This window comes from Longimycelium tulufanense (assembly GCF_014645795.1).
GTDB classification, from domain to species: Bacteria; Actinomycetota; Actinomycetes; order Mycobacteriales; family Pseudonocardiaceae; genus Longimycelium; species Longimycelium tulufanense.
Map to the genome: position 1 here is coordinate 452,943 of NZ_BMMK01000001.1, position 17,274 is coordinate 470,216.

The 17,274-nt window shown below is 70.4% G+C and carries 14 protein-coding genes; 10 read left to right on the forward strand and 4 right to left on the reverse strand.

The window, feature by feature from the left end:
• Window positions 1-20: 20 nt before the first annotated feature.
• The 6 genes from IEY55_RS01945 (at window position 21) to mnmA (ending at window position 7,037) form a co-directional block, all read left to right on the forward strand.
• Window positions 21-980: an electron transfer flavoprotein subunit alpha/FixB family protein gene (locus tag IEY55_RS01945; RefSeq protein ID WP_189053164.1), complete on the forward strand. Its 960-nt coding sequence runs from the start codon at window positions 21-23 to the stop codon at window positions 978-980.
• 486 nt (window positions 981-1,466) lie between these two features.
• Window positions 1,467-2,249, forward strand: coding sequence for a GNAT family N-acetyltransferase (locus IEY55_RS01950; RefSeq protein WP_189053166.1), 783 nt, complete (start codon window positions 1,467-1,469; stop codon window positions 2,247-2,249).
• Window positions 2,246-3,136 (forward strand): lysophospholipid acyltransferase family protein, encoded by an 891-nt coding sequence (locus IEY55_RS01955; protein WP_229685851.1) that lies wholly within the window; start codon window positions 2,246-2,248, stop codon window positions 3,134-3,136. The genes IEY55_RS01950 and IEY55_RS01955 overlap by 4 nt, the downstream gene beginning before the upstream one ends.
• Before the next feature lie 169 nt (window positions 3,137-3,305).
• The gene (locus IEY55_RS01960) at window positions 3,306-4,652 is read left to right on the forward strand and encodes an MFS transporter (protein ID WP_189053168.1); all 1,347 of its coding nucleotides are present in this window, start codon (window positions 3,306-3,308) and stop codon (window positions 4,650-4,652) included.
• 76 nt (window positions 4,653-4,728) lie between these two features.
• Window positions 4,729-5,937: a cysteine desulfurase family protein gene (locus IEY55_RS01965; RefSeq protein ID WP_189053169.1), complete on the forward strand. Its 1,209-nt coding sequence runs from the start codon at window positions 4,729-4,731 to the stop codon at window positions 5,935-5,937.
• Window positions 5,938-5,942: 5 nt separating this feature from the next.
• Window positions 5,943-7,037: a tRNA 2-thiouridine(34) synthase MnmA gene (mnmA, locus tag IEY55_RS01970; RefSeq protein WP_189053356.1), complete on the forward strand. Its 1,095-nt coding sequence runs from the start codon at window positions 5,943-5,945 to the stop codon at window positions 7,035-7,037.
• Between the two features lie 209 nt (window positions 7,038-7,246).
• On the opposite strand, the gene IEY55_RS01975 is transcribed toward mnmA, so the two are convergent.
• Window positions 7,247-8,164, reverse strand: coding sequence for a serine/threonine dehydratase (locus IEY55_RS01975; RefSeq protein ID WP_189053171.1), 918 nt, complete (start codon window positions 8,162-8,164; stop codon window positions 7,247-7,249).
• Between the two features lie 69 nt (window positions 8,165-8,233).
• On the opposite strand from IEY55_RS01975, the gene IEY55_RS01980 reads away from it, so the two are divergent.
• The 4 genes from IEY55_RS01980 to IEY55_RS01995 all read left to right on the forward strand — a co-directional run bounded on the left by IEY55_RS01980 (window position 8,234) and on the right by IEY55_RS01995 (window position 13,401).
• Window positions 8,234-9,127 (forward strand): LysR family transcriptional regulator, encoded by an 894-nt coding sequence (locus IEY55_RS01980; RefSeq protein WP_189053173.1) that lies wholly within the window; start codon window positions 8,234-8,236, stop codon window positions 9,125-9,127.
• A gap of 473 nt (window positions 9,128-9,600) precedes the next feature.
• Window positions 9,601-11,223 (forward strand): amino acid adenylation domain-containing protein, encoded by a 1,623-nt coding sequence (locus IEY55_RS01985; protein ID WP_229685853.1) that lies wholly within the window; start codon window positions 9,601-9,603, stop codon window positions 11,221-11,223.
• Between the two features lie 2 nt (window positions 11,224-11,225).
• Window positions 11,226-12,602 (forward strand): FNR domain-containing protein, encoded by a 1,377-nt coding sequence (locus IEY55_RS01990; protein ID WP_189053175.1) that lies wholly within the window; start codon window positions 11,226-11,228, stop codon window positions 12,600-12,602.
• Between the two features lie 34 nt (window positions 12,603-12,636).
• Entirely contained in the window at window positions 12,637-13,401 is a 765-nt protein-coding gene (locus IEY55_RS01995) for an enoyl-CoA hydratase-related protein (RefSeq protein WP_229685854.1), read from the forward strand.
• A gap of 190 nt (window positions 13,402-13,591) precedes the next feature.
• Here the strand turns inward: IEY55_RS01995 and IEY55_RS02000 are convergent, their stop codons facing one another.
• From IEY55_RS02000 to IEY55_RS02010, 3 genes are all read right to left on the reverse strand, one after another.
• The gene (locus tag IEY55_RS02000) at window positions 13,592-14,617 is read right to left on the reverse strand and encodes a bile acid:sodium symporter family protein (RefSeq protein WP_229685856.1); all 1,026 of its coding nucleotides are present in this window, start codon (window positions 14,615-14,617) and stop codon (window positions 13,592-13,594) included.
• Between the two features lie 79 nt (window positions 14,618-14,696).
• The gene (locus IEY55_RS02005; RefSeq protein ID WP_189053181.1) at window positions 14,697-15,557 is read right to left on the reverse strand and encodes an isocitrate lyase/PEP mutase family protein; all 861 of its coding nucleotides are present in this window, start codon (window positions 15,555-15,557) and stop codon (window positions 14,697-14,699) included.
• A 798-nt stretch (window positions 15,558-16,355) separates the two neighbouring features.
• The gene (locus tag IEY55_RS02010; RefSeq protein WP_229685860.1) at window positions 16,356-17,183 is read right to left on the reverse strand and encodes a S1 family peptidase; all 828 of its coding nucleotides are present in this window, start codon (window positions 17,181-17,183) and stop codon (window positions 16,356-16,358) included.
• Between the last annotated feature and the right edge of the window lie 91 nt (window positions 17,184-17,274).

Consider the following 17,274-nt stretch of genomic DNA (forward strand, 5'->3'; position numbering starts at 1 on the left):
GCGAGAGGGAGAGGAAACCAATGTCCGAGGTCCTGGTCCTCGTCGACCACGTCGACGGTGAGGTTAAGAAGGTCACCTTCGAGCTGCTGTCCGCCGCCCGCCGGCTGGGCGAGCCCGCGGCCGTGGTCGTCGGCGCGCCGGGCACCGCCGCGAAGGTCAAGGAGGCGCTGGCCGCGCACGGCGCCGCCAAGGTGTACGTGGCCGAGTCCGAGCAGGCCAGCTCCGTGCTGGTGACGCCCAAGGTGGACGTGCTGGCCGCGCTGGTCGGCAAGGCCGCCCCGGCCGCGGTGCTGGTCGCCGCCAGCAGCGAGGGCAAGGAGGTCGCCGGCCGGCTCGCCGTCCGGCTCGGCTCCGGCCTGCTCAGCGACGTCGTCGACGTCGATGCCGAAGGGGTCGGCACCCAGTCCGTCTTCGGCGGCGGCTACACCGTCCGCTCGCAGGTGACGACCGGCGTCCCGGTGGTCACCGTGCGCCCGGGCGCGATCGAGGTCGAACCGGCCCAGGGCGCGGCCGTCGAGGAGGCGGTCGAGGTGCCCGCGGTCCAGGAGGCCACGGCGGCCCGGGTCACCGGCCGCGAGCCGGTGCAGGGCGGAGACCGCCCCGAGCTGACCGAGGCGACGGTGGTCGTCTCCGGCGGCCGCGGCGTCGGCAGCGCGGAGAACTTCGCCGTGGTGGAGAAGCTGGCCGATGTGCTCGGTGCCGCGGTCGGCGCCTCCCGCGCGGCCGTGGACTCCGGCTACTACCCGCACCAGTTCCAGGTCGGCCAGACCGGTAAGACGGTGGCCCCGCAGCTGTACATCGCGTTGGGCATCTCCGGCGCGATCCAGCACCGCGCGGGCATGCAGACCTCGAAGACGATCATTGCGGTCAACAAGGATCCGGAGGCGCCGATCTTCGAGATCGCCGACTTCGGCGTCGTGGGCGACCTGTTCCAGGTCGCGCCGCAGCTGACCGAGGAGGTCGCCAAGCGCAAGGGCTGACGCCCCGGTAGCCGAGGCAGGCGAAGGCGGCCACGCGCGATGCGCGTGGCCGCCTTCGCCATGTTTGGTCCGGGGAGGACAACGGGACGGGTCGCCCGAACTGTTCGCGGAACCGATCCGACATGGTCTTGTTCCGGCTTCCGGCTTCCGGCTCGCCGGCAGCCGTTCCGCTGTGGGCAGATGCGGCGGGGCTGGCCTGACGGTTCGGTACACGGCGAGTGAACGGCCCGTGGCCTGCGATCCCCTCCGCGCGCCCGGTGAACGGTTCCGGGGCGCCCGCCGGCGTCGTTGGCAGAACGAGCAGTCGGACGGAAACGAAACGACAGGGAACGGAAAGGAAACTGCCGGGATGACCCGATCGAGGGACTTCACTTACGGACCCGGACGGGCTTTCCCCGATGTTGTGCCCAGGGCTTCACCGAGTTTCCACCGAGGCGTCACGGAAAGGGCTTTCGCCCGTACCGCTCGAACCGGTACACCGAGTCCATGACGCAGTCGCAACTGCTCGTAAGCTCCGTGCCACCCGGTGCGGAGGCGCCGGAGGGCGCGGCCCGGTACTCGTTACTGGTCGCCAGGGAGACCGCAGAGGTCGAGGCGGCACAACGCCTGCGGTACCAGGTCTTCGCCGAGGAGATTGGGGCCACGTTGCACACCCGCCGGCCGGGTGTGGACGAGGACGCGTTCGACGAGTTCTGCGACCACCTGGTGGTCCGGGAGGACAACAGCGGGCAGATCGTCGGAACCTACCGGATGTTGCCGCCGGGCCGCGCCACCGAGGCGGGCCGGCTGTACTCGGAGAACGAGTTCGACCTGAGGGCGCTCGCGTCGCTGCGGGCGTCGCTGGTCGAGACGGGACGCTCCTGCGTCCATCCGGACCACCGCACCGGTGCCGTGGTCAGTCTGGTGTGGGCCGGGATAGCGCGGTACATGCTGCTGTCCGGCCACAGCTATCTGGCCGGCTGCGCCTCGGTGCCGTTGCACGACGGCGGCTCGCTGGCCGCCGGAGTCTGGGACCTGGTGCGCCGCAAGCACTACGCGCCCGAGGAGTACCGGGTGCACCCGCTGCGGGAGTGGAGCGTGGACGGTGTGCCGAGGCCGGACCGCAGGGTTCTCCCCCCGCTGCTGAAGGGATACCTGCGGCTGGGGGCGTGGGTGTGCGGCCGGCCGGCGCACGACCCCGACTTCGGCGTCGCCGACCTGTTCGTGCTGCTTTCCCTGGAGCGGGTGGACAAGCGTTATCTCCGGTTTTTCCTCGGGGAGACGGCGTGAGCCATGGCGACGTGGTGGTGCGACGTTGCGCCACCCATCCCTGGATGCCGGTGTCGCCCTGTGGTGACCACTGCCTGGCACCCGACGCGGGGGAGGCCCGCGTTGGTGTCCCGCGCCGGGCATTCCGGTTGACGGTCGTGGCGGCGTTGATGCTCGTGGCCGTCCCGACCGCCGTGGTGTACCCGTTGCTCGGCAACCGGCTGGGCGGCCGGGTCAGCAAGCTGTGGTTCCGGTCGTTACTCAAGGCATTCGGCGTCCGTCTCGTCCTGCGGGGTGACCGCCGGTTCGCCGTGTCCGGCCAGGGGGCGCTGGTGGTGACCAACCACTGTTCCTGGCTGGACATCGTCGCCCTGGGCGCGGTGCAACCGGTGCGGATGCTGGCCAAGACCGACGTCCGGAAGTGGCCGTTGGTCGGGTGGTTCGCGGCCGTTGCCGGCACGGTGTTCGTCGACCGGGAGCGACTCTCCACATTGCCCGTGACCGTGACCGAACTGGCCACGGTGATGCGGGACGGTGGTGTGGTGGGCGTGTTTCCCGAGGGGACCACGTGGTGCGGCGTCGAGTCCGGCCGTTATCGCTCCGCGCCGTTCCAGGCGGCGCGGGACGCCGATGCCGTGGTGCGGCCGGTGGCACTGCGCTACCTCGTCGCCGGTCGGTTCAGCGCCGCGCCGGCCTTCGTCGGTGACTCCACGCTGTGGGACTCGGTGCGGCGGGTCTCCCGGATGCGCGGTCTCACCCTGGAGATCGAGGTGTTGCCGGAGCTTTCGGCCCGATCCGGGGCGAACCGGCGGGACCTGGCGGCACTGGCCGAAACGGCCGTTGCCACCGCCACCTGGCGGGGCAGCGACCGGGGCGACCGACCGGAGCAGTCGCCGGTCGCCGCCTAGCGGATGCGGAATCCGACCGCTCGGCTCCGGGTTTCGCCGGCGCGTTCGCGCGTTCCTCCCCGGCACCAGGAGCATCCGCGGAATGGGCGCCCACCGGCCGGGGGCTTTCGGCTCGCCACTCCGTTAACCATTGGACCTGCAGGCGGGTCGAGGTTGCAGAGTGTCGGGCGTGAGCACCGCTACCGCGCGCGCCAGCGCGCTCTGGGCACCCGACCGCCGTGCCGTCACCGTCGCGCTCGTCCTGCTCATCACCCTCATCGCGTTCGAGGCCCTGAGCCTGGGCACGGTCCTGCCGACGCTGGTGACCGAGCTGCGCGGCGAGGCGTGGTACTCGTGGCCGTTCACCGTGTTCCTGGCGGCCAGCGTGGTGGGCACCGTCCTTTCCGGACGGTCCTGCGACCGCTGGGGCCCGGTGCCCCCGCTGGCCGGCGGTCCGGCGCTGTTCCTGGCCGGCTTGGTGGTGGCCGGCACCGCCGGGACCATGCAGGTGCTGTTGCTCGGTCGGCTGCTGCAGGGACTCGGCGGCGGCGTGATGATCGTGGCGCTCTACGTCATGATCGCCGTCATCTACCCGGAGGAGGACCGCTCGGCCGCCTTCGGGGCGCTGGCCGCGGCGTGGGTGCTGCCCGCGTTGCTCGGCCCGACCGCCGCCGGCCTGCTCACCCAGCACCTCAGCTGGCGTGCCGCGTTCCTCGGGCTGGCCCCGCTGGTGATGGCCGGGATGGTGCTGCTGGTACCGGCGCTGCGGCGTATCGGGCTGCGGCCAGCCGCCGACCCGAGCCCGTCGCGCCCCGGGCTGCCGGTAGCCGCCCTGGGCGCCGCCCTCGGCATCTCCGCGATCACCTGGGCGGCCCAGCACCCGTCGACCACCTCGCTGCTGCTGGCCGTGGCGAGCCTGGTGTTGCTCGCGCCCGCGCTGCGCCGGCTGCTCCCCGCCGGCACGCTCACCGCCCGGCCCGGGCTGCCGGTCACGATCCTGGCCCGGGGCCTGCTGGCCGGCACGTTCGTCGCCGTCGAGGCGTACGTCCCGCTGACGCTCACCTCCGTGCACGGCTTCTCGCCGGCGCTGGCCGGCGCCCCGCTCACCTTCGGGGCGCTGGGCTGGTCGCTGGCGGCCAACTGGCGGGGCCGGCACGCCATGGACCCGCCCGCCCTGATCCGCCGCGGCTTCCTGGTGCTCTCGGTGGCGTTGGCCGGCACCGTCCTCATCGCCCCGGACTGGGGCTGGGCCTGGGCGGCATTGCCGCTGTGGGGGCTGGCCGGAGCCGGCATGGGGCTGGCCATGCCGGCCGTCAGCGTGCGGACGCTCGCGCTGTCCCCGCCCGCCGAGCGGGGGTTCAACTCGGCCGCACTGCAGGTCTGCGACATGCTCAGCGGCACGTTCCTGGTCGGCGTCGGCGGGGTGCTCATCGCCGCGCTGGCCAGCACCACCCACCCCACCGCCGCGGTGGTCCCGCTGGACCTGCTGATGGCCGGGGTGGCGGTGCTCGGGGCGGTGCTCATCGGCCGGCGATGACCCTCCTCACGCCGGTGGCCGACGGCCGCCCGGCGCGTTCCTCGGCACCGAGGGACAGGACTACCCTGGTCGAGCGATGACCTACCTCGACCACGCGGCCACCACGCCGATGCTGCCGGCGGCGGTGGCGGCGACGAGCGCGGCGTTGACCAGCCCGGGCAACGCCTCGTCACTGCACACCTCGGGGCGGCGGGCGCGCCGGGTCGTCGAGGAGGCGCGCGAGGACATCGCCACGGCGCTGGGTGCCCGCCCCTCGGAGGTGGTGTTCACCGGCGGCGGCACGGAGAGCGACAACCTCGCGGTCAAGGGCATCTTCTGGGGACGCCGCGACGCCGACCCGGGGCGCCGGCGGGTGCTGGCCTCGGCGGTCGAGCACCACGCCGTGCTCGACGCGGTGCAGTGGCTGGCCGACCGGGAGGGTGCCGAGGTCACCTGGCTGGAGGTCGACCGGTACGGGCGGGTGCGGCCGGAGGTGTTGCGCGCGGCGATCGAGCGCGACCCGGACTCGGTGGCCCTGGTCACCGTCATGTGGGCCAACAACGAGATCGGCACGGCCAACCCGATCGCCGAGCTGACCAGCCTCGCCCACGAGCACGGCATTCCGTTCCACACCGACGCCGTGCAGGCGGTCGGCTCGTTGCCCGTGGACTTCGCCGCCAGCGGCGCGGACGCGATGACGTTGACCGGGCACAAGCTGGGCGGGCCCTACGGGGCCGGCGTGCTGCTGCTCGGCCGGGACGTCCCCTGCGTGCCGTTGCTGCACGGCGGTGGCCAGGAACGGGAGGTGCGATCCGGAACGCTGGACGTGCCCGGCATCGTGGGGCTGGCCGCGGCCGTGCGCGAGGTGGTGGAGACCCGGCCCGAGCACGCCGCGCGTATGGCCGACCTGCGGGCGGAGCTGGTCCAGGCGGTGTTGTCGGCGGTGCCCGACGCCGTGCTCAACGGCGCGACGGATCCCGCCGGACGGCTCCCGGGTATCGCGCACTTCACCTTTCCCGGTTGCGAGGGGGACAGCCTGCTGATGTTGTTGGACGCCAAGGGAGTCGAGTGCTCGACCGGATCGGCGTGCACCGCGGGTGTCGCGCGGCCGAGCCACGTGTTGCTGGCCATGGGGGTGGACCCGGCGACCGCCCGCGGCTCGCTGCGGTTCTCGCTCGGGCACACCTCCACCCGTGCCGACGTACAGGCGTTGGCCGCCGTGATCGGCCCGGTGGTGGAGCGGGCCCGTAGCGCGGGGCTGGCCGGGCTGCGCCGGTCGGCGGTGGCATCTTCGGAGAGGGCGTGAGCGCCGTGCGCGTGCTGGCGGCGATGAGCGGTGGGGTGGACTCGGCGGTGGCGGCCGCGCGGGCGGTCGAGGCCGGGCACGAGGTGGTCGGCGTCCACCTGGCCCTGTCGGCCAAGCCCGGGACGTTGCGCACGGGCGCGCGGGGCTGCTGCACGATCGAGGACGCCCGGGACGCGCGGCGCGCCGCCGACGTGCTCGAAATCCCGTTCTACGTCTGGGATTTCGCCGAGCGCTTCACCGAGGACGTGGTGGCGGACTTCGTCGCGGAGTACGCGGCGGGCCGCACGCCCAACCCGTGCCTGCGCTGCAACGAGAAGATCAAGTTCGCGGCCCTGCTGGACAAGGCGGTCGCGTTGGGCTTCGACGCCGTCTGCACCGGGCACTACGCGCGGCTGTCCGTCGTCGATGGGCGGCCCCGGCTGGCGCGTAGCGCCGACGACGGCAAGGACCAGTCCTACGTGCTCGCGTCGCTGGCGCCGGAGCAGCTGCGGCACGCCATGTTCCCGCTGGGGGACTCCACGAAGGCGCAGGTGCGGGCGGAAGCCGCGCGGCGCGGGCTGCAGGTGGCGGAGAAGGCGGACAGCCACGACATCTGTTTCATTCCGGACGGGGACACCCGCCGGTTCCTGGCGAACCGGCTCGGTCCACGGCCGGGCAAGCTGGTGGACGACGCGACCGACGAGGTGCTCGGGGAGCACGACGGCGTGCACGGTTTCACCGTCGGCCAACGCAAGGGGCTGGGCGTGGACCGGCCGGCCGCGGACGGCCGGCCCCGTTACGTGCTGGCGCTGGAGCCGGTGTCCGGCACGGTCCGGGTCGGCTCGGCCGACCGGCTGGCGGTGACTCAGATCATCGGTTCCCGCGCGACCTGGCCCTCGGGCAAGGCCCTGGACGGGCCGGTCGAGTGCGTCGCCCAGGTGCGTGCGCACGGGGGAACCGCACCGGCGGTGGCCGAGTGGCTGCCGGACGAGGAGCGACTGGTCGTCCAGCTCCGGGAGCCGCTGCGCGGTGTTGCGCCCGGCCAGGCCGTGGCGCTCTACTGCCCGGACCCGGACGGTGACGTGGTGCTCGGCAGCGCAACCATCACTGCGACGTCCTGACCAGCTTTCTCCGCGGACGGCGGAGAGAAGCGGTGCGGCGCTCCCGGCTGCCTGGCAGGTCTTGGCGTTTCGGTTACCCCTTGTCCCGTAGCCGGAGGGGTTTCGGGTCAACAACCGGTACCGCTGGCCCGGTACTGGCTCCCGCCCGCACCCATCCCCTGGTTGGCGCGGGCGGGAAGCACCGCTGGTCTACTTCCGACAGCCTGCGATCAGGCGGGCTCCCAGTCGGTGTTGGCGCCGCACAGCACCAGACACGGCGACTCCGCATCCAGCTGACCATTCAGCCAGGCGGCGAACGGCGCTGCCGCCGCCGGCTCGACAGCAACACGCAGCTCTTCCCACAGCCGGTCCCGGGCGGTCAGGATCTCCCGATCAGGCACCAGAACCGACCGCACATCGGCTTTGCCCAGGACCGCGAACGGCACCCTGCCGACCCGGGTCGCACCCAGCGCCGAGGCGGCGACCGAGTCCACCGGGGCGTCAACCGGTCCACCAGCGGCCAGTGCCGCGTGCAGGGCACAGCAGTTCTCCGGCTCCACGGCGAACAGCGGCCTGGTTCCGTCCAGCGCCAGCGCGGTTCCGGCGGCCAGCCCGCCACCGCCCACCGCGACCGCCACCGCATCGACGTCCGGCGCGTCGGCGAGGATCTCCAGGGCGGCCGTGCCCTGCCCGGCCACGACGGCCGGATCGTCGTAGGCGTGCACGTAGCGGGCGCCCAGGTCCGCCGCGGCCGCGCGGGCGGCGGACGCGGCCTCCGCGTACGTCTCGCCACCCCGAACCACCTTCGCGCCGATGGCCGCGATGCGCCGGACCTTCCCCTCCGGTGCCGAGCTCGGCACGAACACCGTGGCGGGAATCCCGAGCACGTGTGCCGCGGTGGCGACGGCCAGCCCGTGGTTACCGCCGGACGCGGTCACCACGTCGAGTGGGGGCTCGCCGGACAGCAGGGCGTTGGTCGCGCCGCGCAGCTTGAACGAGCCGGTGCGCTGGAGGTGTTCCAGCTTCACCACGACGGGGCGGCCGTCGATCTCCGCCCGCAGGAGCGGGGTGCGCCGGACGTGGGGGGCGATCCGCGCGGCGGCCCGGTCCACGTCCGGCGTCGACGGGATGACGACGCTGCTGCTCACCTGCCCAGCCTGGCCCGAACCGGGACGTAGGCTGTAGCCAGACTTGCTGGTCAGCAATTAGGAAAGCTAATGGACTCCGGACGCCTGCGGGTGTTGGTCGAGGTGGCGCACGCGGGCTCGATCGCGGCCGCCGCCCAGCGGATGTCCTTCACCCCCTCGGCGCTCTCCCAGCAGCTGGCCAAGTTGGAGCGCGAGGTCGGCGGCCAACTGCTGGAACGCCGCGCGGACGGCGTGCGCCTCACGCGCGCCGGCCGCGTCCTGGTGGAGCACGGGGAACGCGTCCTCGGCGAGCTGCGCGACGCGGAGGACGCGGTGCGTGCGGCGCTGGGAGCACACCCGCAGCGGCTGTCCATCGGAACCTTCGCCTCGGCTGGCCGGATTTTCGTCCCCGGCGTGCTGGCCACGTTGCGGCGCACCCACCCGACCGTCGAGCTGTCCCTGCTCGACCTCGAGCCCCCGGCCGGCTACGGCCTCGTCGCCGCCCGCGAGCTGGATCTGTTGATCACCCATCGTTACCCGGGCGTGTTCCTGCCCGGAGCGCGCGGGCTCCGGCGCAGCAGGCTGCTGACCGACCCACTCCGTTTGGTCCTCCCCGCCGCGCACCCGCTTGCCCAGACGCGGCGGGTGACGCTGGCCGACCTGACCGGGGAGGAATGGATCTGTGGGCAGCGCGGCGTGCCGAACCGGGTGTTCCTCGACGGTCTGGCCGACCAGGCCGGCGTGCGCCTCCATTTTGCCTACGAAACTCACGATTACGTTGTGACCCTGTCACTTCTGGCCGCCGGTGTGGGTGTGGCACTGGTGCCCGACAGTGTCCTGTGGAGTGGGCTACCGGCGGGCGTGGTGGCTCGGGAGCTGGCTGGTGTGCATCCGGCACGGGAGATCTACGTGGTGCACCGTCGCCGCCCGCCCGAGTTGGTCGCGGAAGTTGTGCGGCTACTTCGGAACGCGGCAGCCGGCTGAGGAGTTGATGGAGCGGCGGTACGGAAGCCGCCACCCAGTGTCCGGGCGTTCCGCGCTTCACCACCACGTGGCTGGCGTTGTTCCGCCAGCAACTCCCTGATCGGGGGCGGACCCACAGCAGTGGGCCAACCGACCACATCGGCAAGGACACGGGACCGCCGGACCAGTACGACCTGCACTTCACAGGCATCAAACATCCACAGTGGATCGTCAACGTTCCGCGGACCAAGGGCTCACATTCCGTGACACCCCCGGCGGTGCGTCACAGTTTCGTAAGGCCCGTCGCGGCCAATTCCCCGGGACGCTGGGACATCATCGGGATGTACCGACCGAAGCGGAACAACCGCCGTCGTACCGGTCGATTTGCCGTCGTCGTGTTAGCCCGAACAGGTTCCCCCGATTGCGATCAACGCGGAGAACTCCGCGGGATCCGGTCCCTGTTGAGTATCCCTGCCTGCCGAAGGGAAAACACCGTGTACCACCACCCGCCCGAGCGGACAGCACCAATGATCGACGCGCTCAATCTTCGTTGCCACGGCCTGCCGCGGTTCAGCTGGGGCACCTTCCAGCCGTTGCCGCATTCCTGCATCCACCACGCGTTCGAACAACAGGCGTTCGCGCGGCCGGACTCCATCGCCGCCGAACACCTCGGTGAGACGATCACCTACGGCGAGCTGAACCGGCAGGCGAACCGGCTCGCCACCCGGCTGGCCAGCCACGGCGTCCGACCCGGTGACGACGTGGCGTTGTTCGCTCGGCGGTCCATCCCCATGCTGGTCGGCCTGCTCGCGGCGTTGAAGGTGGGTGCCGCCTACGTGCCCCAGGACGTCGGTGTGGCCCCGCGGAGCCAGCTCCGTCACGTGATCGACACGGCATCGACCACGGTGATCCTGACCCTTTCCGGGCTGCGCGAAAAGATCCCGGCCCCGCACAACAACTCCACGTGTATCGAGATCGATACCGTGATGGCCGAGCCACTCGAGGAGTCCCACGACGTCGACTTCCGGCCCGAACGCCCTCTCCGCGGCTCGGACGCGTGCTATGTGCTGTTCACCTCCGGCACGACAGGGCGGCCGAACGGTGTCGTGGTCACACACGGAAACGTGTGCAACATCCTGCTCACCAAACCTGGCAACCTCGACATGCGACCCGGACGGCGGGTCGGACAGATTCTCAACATCGCGTTCGACATGGCCGCCTGGGAGATTCTTGGTTGCCTGAGCCATGGCGCGACACTCGTCATTCGCGGTGTGGACATTGCCGCCGCCGTGGAACGGGTGGACGTGGTGATCGCGACCCCAACCATCCTCAGCACCATCGACCCGGCGCGGTGCGAGCGGATCAAGGTCGCGGCCGTCGCCGGGGAACCGTGCCCCCGGACGTTGGCCGACCGATGGGCGAGCTTCTGCACGTTCTACAACGCGTGTGGCCCGACCGAGACGACGATCGTGAACACGATGCAGCGCCACGACCCCACGGCCGAACGGCTGACCATCGGACGCCCCACCCCGAACAACAGCGTCTACGTGCTCGACGAGAACCTGTGCCCGTGCGAGGTCGGTGCGGTTGGTGAGATGTGGGCGGGCGGCGACTGCGTCTCGGCGGGATACCTGAAGAACCCGGAGCTCAATGCCGAGCGGTATGCGCCGGATCCCTTCCTCGGCGGGGGACGGCTGATGTTCCGGACCCGGGATCTCGGCCGCTGGACGCCCGAGGGCGAGCTGGAGCACCTGGGCCGGACCGACGACCAGGTCAAGATCCGGGGCTTCCGCGTCGAACTGGACTCGGTTTCGGCCGTCCTGGAGACCGTTCCGGGGTGTACGCGGGCCGCGACGCTCAAGCTGGACAGCCGGACGCTCGTCTCCTTCGTCGCTCCCGGCCACGTCGACCCGGTGCGGGCGAGGCGGGCCGTCGAGTCGGCGTTGCCCTACTACTGCACACCCGCGGCGGTCCACCCGCTGCCCGCACTTCCCAGGACCAGCCGGGGGAAGATCGACAAGTCCCTGCTCCTGGAGTTGGCCCGCGAGCTGCATACCACGAAGGACCTGGCCAGCCCTCGGCCCGGCAGCACGTTCCCGGAGGGGGTCGCGTCGTGAGGATGGCTCCGACTCCCTGGCCGTTGGCGAAGGTCAGTCGGGCGCGGCACGCCCGGGCCGAGATCGACCTGCCGCCACCGACCCCGCTGTGGCGGAGGGTTTTCAAGCACCCGCTTCTGATGCACCACAACCGGCTGATCGTCGGTGTGCTGACTGCGAACCTGGCGTTGCTCTGGTTCAGCCTGGGCGCCGGCGGATGGTGGGCCCGCGACGGCATCGCACTGACGTCGCTGGCCAATGCGGCCCTGGGCAACTTCGCACTGGCCATCCTGATCCGCCAGCAGCACGTGATCAACCTGTTGTTCTGGCTCGCAACCCGGGCCCCGACCAGATGGCCGCTCAGGGTCCGGTGGACCCTGGCCAAGGTCTACCACTTCGGCGGACTGCATGTCGGCGGAGCCCTGTCCGGCACGTTGTGGTTCCTCGCTTTCGTTGCCGCGATGACCTACCACGCGGTGAAGGACCTCGGCGGCGTGGGTGCGGGAACGATCACGGTTTCCTACCTGCTGGTGGGGCTGCTGGTCGCCATCGTGGTGATGGCACTACCGCCGATTCGGGCGGTGTGGCACGACAACTTCGAGCGGATGCACCGTTTCGGTGGTTGGGCGGCACTGCTGCTCTTCTGGTTGCAGACGGCACTGTTCGTCACCGATCAGCAAGGCCGCGCCTCCTCGATCGCCGCCTTGCTGACGTCGCCAGGCATCTGGGTTCTCGCGGTGCTGACCGTGAGTGTCGCCCTGCCCTGGCTACGGTTGCGCAAGGTCGCTGTCGACATCGAGCGCCCGTCATCCCACGTTGCCCTGGCGCGCTTCGACTACGGCGTGACACCGTTCGCCGGCTCATCCACGGCGATCAGTCGTAGCCCGTTGCTCGAATGGCATTCGTTCGCCAACGTGCCCGCACCCGGCAAGTCCGGATACCGGCTGACCATCTCCCGGGCCGGGGACTGGACCGGATCGTTCATTGACGACGCACCCACCCACGTGTGGGTCAAGGGCGTCCCCACTGCGGGCGTCGCCAACATCGAGACGCTGTTCAGGAGGGTGGTCTACGTGGCCACCGGCAGCGGTATCGGGCCGTGCCTGCCGCACCTGCTCGCCGCGGAGGTGCCGGCCCGGCTGGTCTGGTCGACCCGCAGCCCCCGGGCGACCTACGGCGACGCACTCGTCGACGAGATCCTGAAGGCCGAGCCGGGCGCCATCATCTGGGACACCTCGACGCACGGTAAGCCGGACATGGTCCACCTGGCCCATGCCGCCTACTGGTCCTTCGAGGCCGAGGCCGTCATCTGCATCTCGAACAAGAAGCTCACCTGGCAGGTGGTGCATGGCCTCGAGCGTCGTGGCATCCCGGCGTACGGGGCCATCTGGGACTCCTGACCCGTCCGGAGAACAACACGCGGAGGAGAACACGGTGGGCCTGAAGATCACGCGGGAAGGTCGCGTCGTCACCGTCCAACTGCACCGTCCCGAGGTACTGAACGCACTCGACACCGAGCTGATGACCGAGCTGGTCGCGGCCCTGCAACCGCTCGACCGGGATCCGGAGGTCGGCTGTTTCGTCATCACCGGATCCGACCGGGCGTTCGCGGCCGGCGCCGATATCGGGGAGATGGAGCCGAAGTCCGCCGTCGAGATGTTCCAGGAGGACTTCTTCGCGGGCTGGGATGCGTTCGCCGCGCTACGTACCCCGAGGATCGCGGCGGTCTCCGGCCATGCGCTCGGCGGCGGCTGCGAGCTGGCGATGATGTGCGACCTCATCGTCGCCGGGGAGACGGCCAGATTCGGCCAACCCGAGATCAAGCTGGGGGTGATCCCCGGGATGGGAGGGACACAGCGGCTGACCAAGCTGGTCGGCAAGGCCAAGGCGATGGACCTGATCCTCACCGGCCGGCTCATGGACGCGGTGGAGGCGGAACGCTGCGGCCTGGTCGCGCGCGTGGTTCCGGACGAGAACCTCCTGGCGGAGGCGAAGGCCGCGGCCGCGGTCATCGCCTCCTACGGCAAGCACGCGGTCATGGTGGCCAGGGAGGCCGTGGACCGGGCCCTCGAGGTGGGGCTGCGGGAGGGCATCCTCTTCGAGCGACGCACCTTCCACGCCCTGTTCAACACCCGTGACCAGGCGGAGGGGATGCGGGCCTTCCTGGAGAAGAGAACCGCGAAGTTCGTTGGTCATTAGGGGCCTGTGACACAGGCGATGGCGTTGGTGCCGTGGAGACACGCGGCCGGCGTTTCGCGGGGGCTCCGCCGTGACCCTACCGGAGCCACTTGCCCCGGTCGGCCCGGAGGCGTCGCAGGATTGTCCCTTCCCAACGGAAAATAGTTCCTCCCCGCCCGGGCACGGGCGGGGAGGAACCATTGCGTACCGCTCAGGCCGCGGCTTGTGCCGGTTGTCCGGACGCGGCCGGCGCCGCATCCGGTGCAGGGGCCGACGCGGCGTAGCGACGTGCCAGCACGGCGCACGTCATGAGCTGGATCTGGTGGAACAACATCAGCGGCAGCACGATCAACCCGACCGTCTGGGCCGGGAAGAGCACCGACGCCATGGGCACGCCGCTCGCCAGGCTCTTCTTCGAGCCACAGAAGACGATGGCTATCCGGTCTTCCCGGGAGAAGCCCAGCTTGCGCGAGCCCCACGAGGTCGTGACCAGCACGATGGCCAGCAGGACGACGTTGACCGCCAGCAGCCCGACCATGTCGGTCGCGGACAGCTGGTGCCAGATGCCGTTCACCACGCCCTCGCTGAACGCGGCGTACACCACCAACAGGATGGACCCGCGGTCCACCAGGCCCAGCACCTTGCGGTTGTGGGCCAGCCAACCACCGATCCAGCGCCGCGCGAACTGTCCTGCCAGGAACGGCAGCAGCAGCTGGACCACGATGTCCAACACCGCGCTGGGGGAGAACCCGCCCCCGTCGGTGGTCAGCATGAGCGCGACGAGCACCGGGGTGATGAAGATACCGATCAGGTTCGAGAACGAGGCGCTGACGATCGCGGCGGCAACGTTGCCCCGCGCGATCGAGGTGAACGCGATCGACGACTGCACGGTCGAGGGCAGTGCACAGGTGAACATCACGCCGAGGGCGAGCTGCTTCGTGAGGATCCCGGGCACCAGCAGCTGGGAAGCCAGTCCCAGCAACGGGAACAACGCGAACGTGCTCAGGAAGACCACGAGGTGCAGCCGCCAGTGGCGGACGCCCTCCACGACGGCCTCGGTGGACAGGCGGGCGCCGTAGAGGAAGAACAGCAGCGCGATGGCGACGTCGGTCGCGTAGTCGAAGAAGACCGCTCCGTCACCCCTGGCCGGGAGTAACGAGGCGAGGACCACCGTGGCGAGGATGGCGACGATGTAAAGGTCGACGAACTGGCGGACTCCGTTGAGGATCCGGTTCACCGGCTCTCTCTCCTTACTCACCGTGGGTGGGAGGCCCCCGGACCGACTCGGGGCATCGCCCGGAGGGCCTCCCACGGTGTCAGACCCCGACCAGCTCGTCCTTGGGGTGGTGCCGGGAGATGTTCTTCTCCAGCAGTTCCAGCGACTCCTTCACGCCGATGGCGCCGTCGCGCATCTCCGGCAGCCGGCCGTCGGCGCGCTTGAGCTCCAGCAACGCGGTGTCGATCGCGGACTGCGCCGCGAACAGGCACGGAGTGCTGTAGATCGCCACGTTGACGCCGAGCGCCTCCAGCTCCGGAAGCGACAGCCGCGGCGACTTGCCACCCGCGATCTGGTTGAACAGCAGGGGCTTGTCACCGATCACGTCGCGTGCCTTCTTGATCCAGTCGACGCTGCGGACACCGTCGATCAGGACCACGTCGGCCTGGGTGGAGGCCAACGCCTTGGCCCGGCGAAGGATCTCCTCCTCCTCGGTGGCGTCGGTGCGCGCCACGACCACCAGGTCGCGCCGCGTCTCCAGGACCATCTCCAGCTTCTCCAGGTACTCCTCCAGGGGGAGGATCTGCTTGCCGTCGACGTGGCCGCACTTCCGCGGCCGCTTCTGGTCCTCCAGGATCACGCCGGAGGCGCCGATCGCCTCCAGGTTCTCGATCACGTGGCAGGCAACCTCGGGGTCCACGTACCCGTCGTCGATGTCGACCAGCAGGTGCTGCTTGGGGAACGCCAACCGGAGCCGCTGGACGAAGTTGACGATGTCCGGCCAGGCGATGAACCCGATGTCCGGCAGCCCGTAGTAGGAGGCCGCGAACCCGAATCCGGAGACGAAGAACCCGTTGAAGTGCTGGGCCGCCACCGAAGCCGAGAACATGTCAAAGACTCCGATGAGCGGGGTGATGGGAGTGTCGAGGATATCGTTCCGAAGGCTTTGCCCAGGTCGCATGATCAATCCCGTCAGGTCAAGGTGTTTCCTCGGCCATTGAATAATTAAGGGGGGTTGCACGGTCGGGGCGTGCCCCGTCCGTACCGGGGAGAGAAGATCAAACCGGACGTGGAACGTCCGGTTCGGTTCCTTGTGGGGCGGGTGCAGGGGAGCTAGCGCACGTGGCGCTGCCGGACACGACGCCGTGTTCTTGAAAGACCTGCCCTCACACGTGGGCGCGTGGACAGTTCCCTACACCGCCGGTGGTGCCGTGCCACGGCAGTTTCCTCATGTTGGTCACCCGCTTTCCCGCCGCCCTGCCCACCCGTCCATGATTCTTCGGGCAGCGACTTACGACGGACACGAGCGCACGTCGCCCTTGGTGGGCGCCCCGCGGCGTTGCGGAATGCCATGCGCGGTATGGGGTTGGTTTGCCCGACCGGGCACGACGCATGTTTCCGAGGACATGAGCGCTCTGTCAAGGGGTAAAAAGACCTGGTCTCCAGGATGTGGGAAAAATATTACTCAGCGCTGACCGTCGTCGGCCATGGTCGTTACCCAGCGATATTGTCGATCAGCGTCTCCGCCGCTCATCACCCGTTCGAGTGGCGGGCGGGGCCGCTGTCGGAATTCGACGGTTGTGGGGTTTCCGTCTCATTCGGTCGGCGGCGAAACAATGCCAATGTTGCCGGTGGGTTACCGTCAATTAACCGTGTTCGGATCGCGCTAAAAGATGGCGGCTAAATGTATACAACACGTATGTAAGAGAGCGCCCGCCGGCGGCGAGGGCCGGCGGGCGCTCTCCGGTGATGCCGTCGGTCACCAGGTGGCGTGCTCGCGGATCCAGTCCCGCAGGTGGTCCGCCCGCGCCACTCGCTCCAGCCCCATGTGCGGGCACGGCGGGCCGTCACTCTCCACCCCCACCAACGCGAGGTGCCGGCCCCAGCTGGTGAAGTAGGGCGCACCGGAGTCGTACGGGCACGCGCTGGTGGTGGCCTCCGGTCCCGCCGCCCGGGCCAGCAGGTCCTCGCCCTCGGCCGCGACGATCTTCCACCTCCCGTGCTGCAGCCGGTTGCTGCGGTCCTGCGGCCCGGTCACCGCGGCCTTGGTGGCACCCCAGCCGGCCATGTCCACCTCGAGACCGACCGGCACGTCCAACGGGGGAATCAGCAGCGGTGGGACCCGGATCTCCGACACCGGTTCGGCGAGCTTGGCGATGGCGAAGTCGTTCACCGGGGACTGTTCGACCCAGACGACGTCCAGGTCGAACCCGCCCGGCCCGTCCAGGGTGGCCCGGCCGAAGGTGGCGATGGTGCGGTCGTAGCGCGGCTTCCCGGCGACCCGGACCCGGTGCTCGTCGTGGAAGCAGTGGCCGGCCGTGGCGATCCACTGCGGCCGGATCAACGCGCCGGAACAGGCGCTGTCGTACTTCGTGCCGTCCGCGCGCGGGACACCCTTCATGGTCAACGCCACGACGAACGGGTACTTCCCTTCGGGCGCGTCCTCGCCGCCGCTGATGGCGTCGGCCGTGCTGGGCAGTAGCAGGGACGCAACGGCGGTGACGAGCGCCAGCGCGCCCAGCCGCCGAGCTCGCGACCCCGTCCATGACCGGGGGAACGGTCGTGACCTGGCCAAACGTCTACGCAAGGGAACTCCTCGAGGCTCGGTTTCCCCGCCGGTGGGAGCACCGGGGGCAACGACGCTCTCGACCGGGCCGTTCTGCCCGGTCACCCCGGCC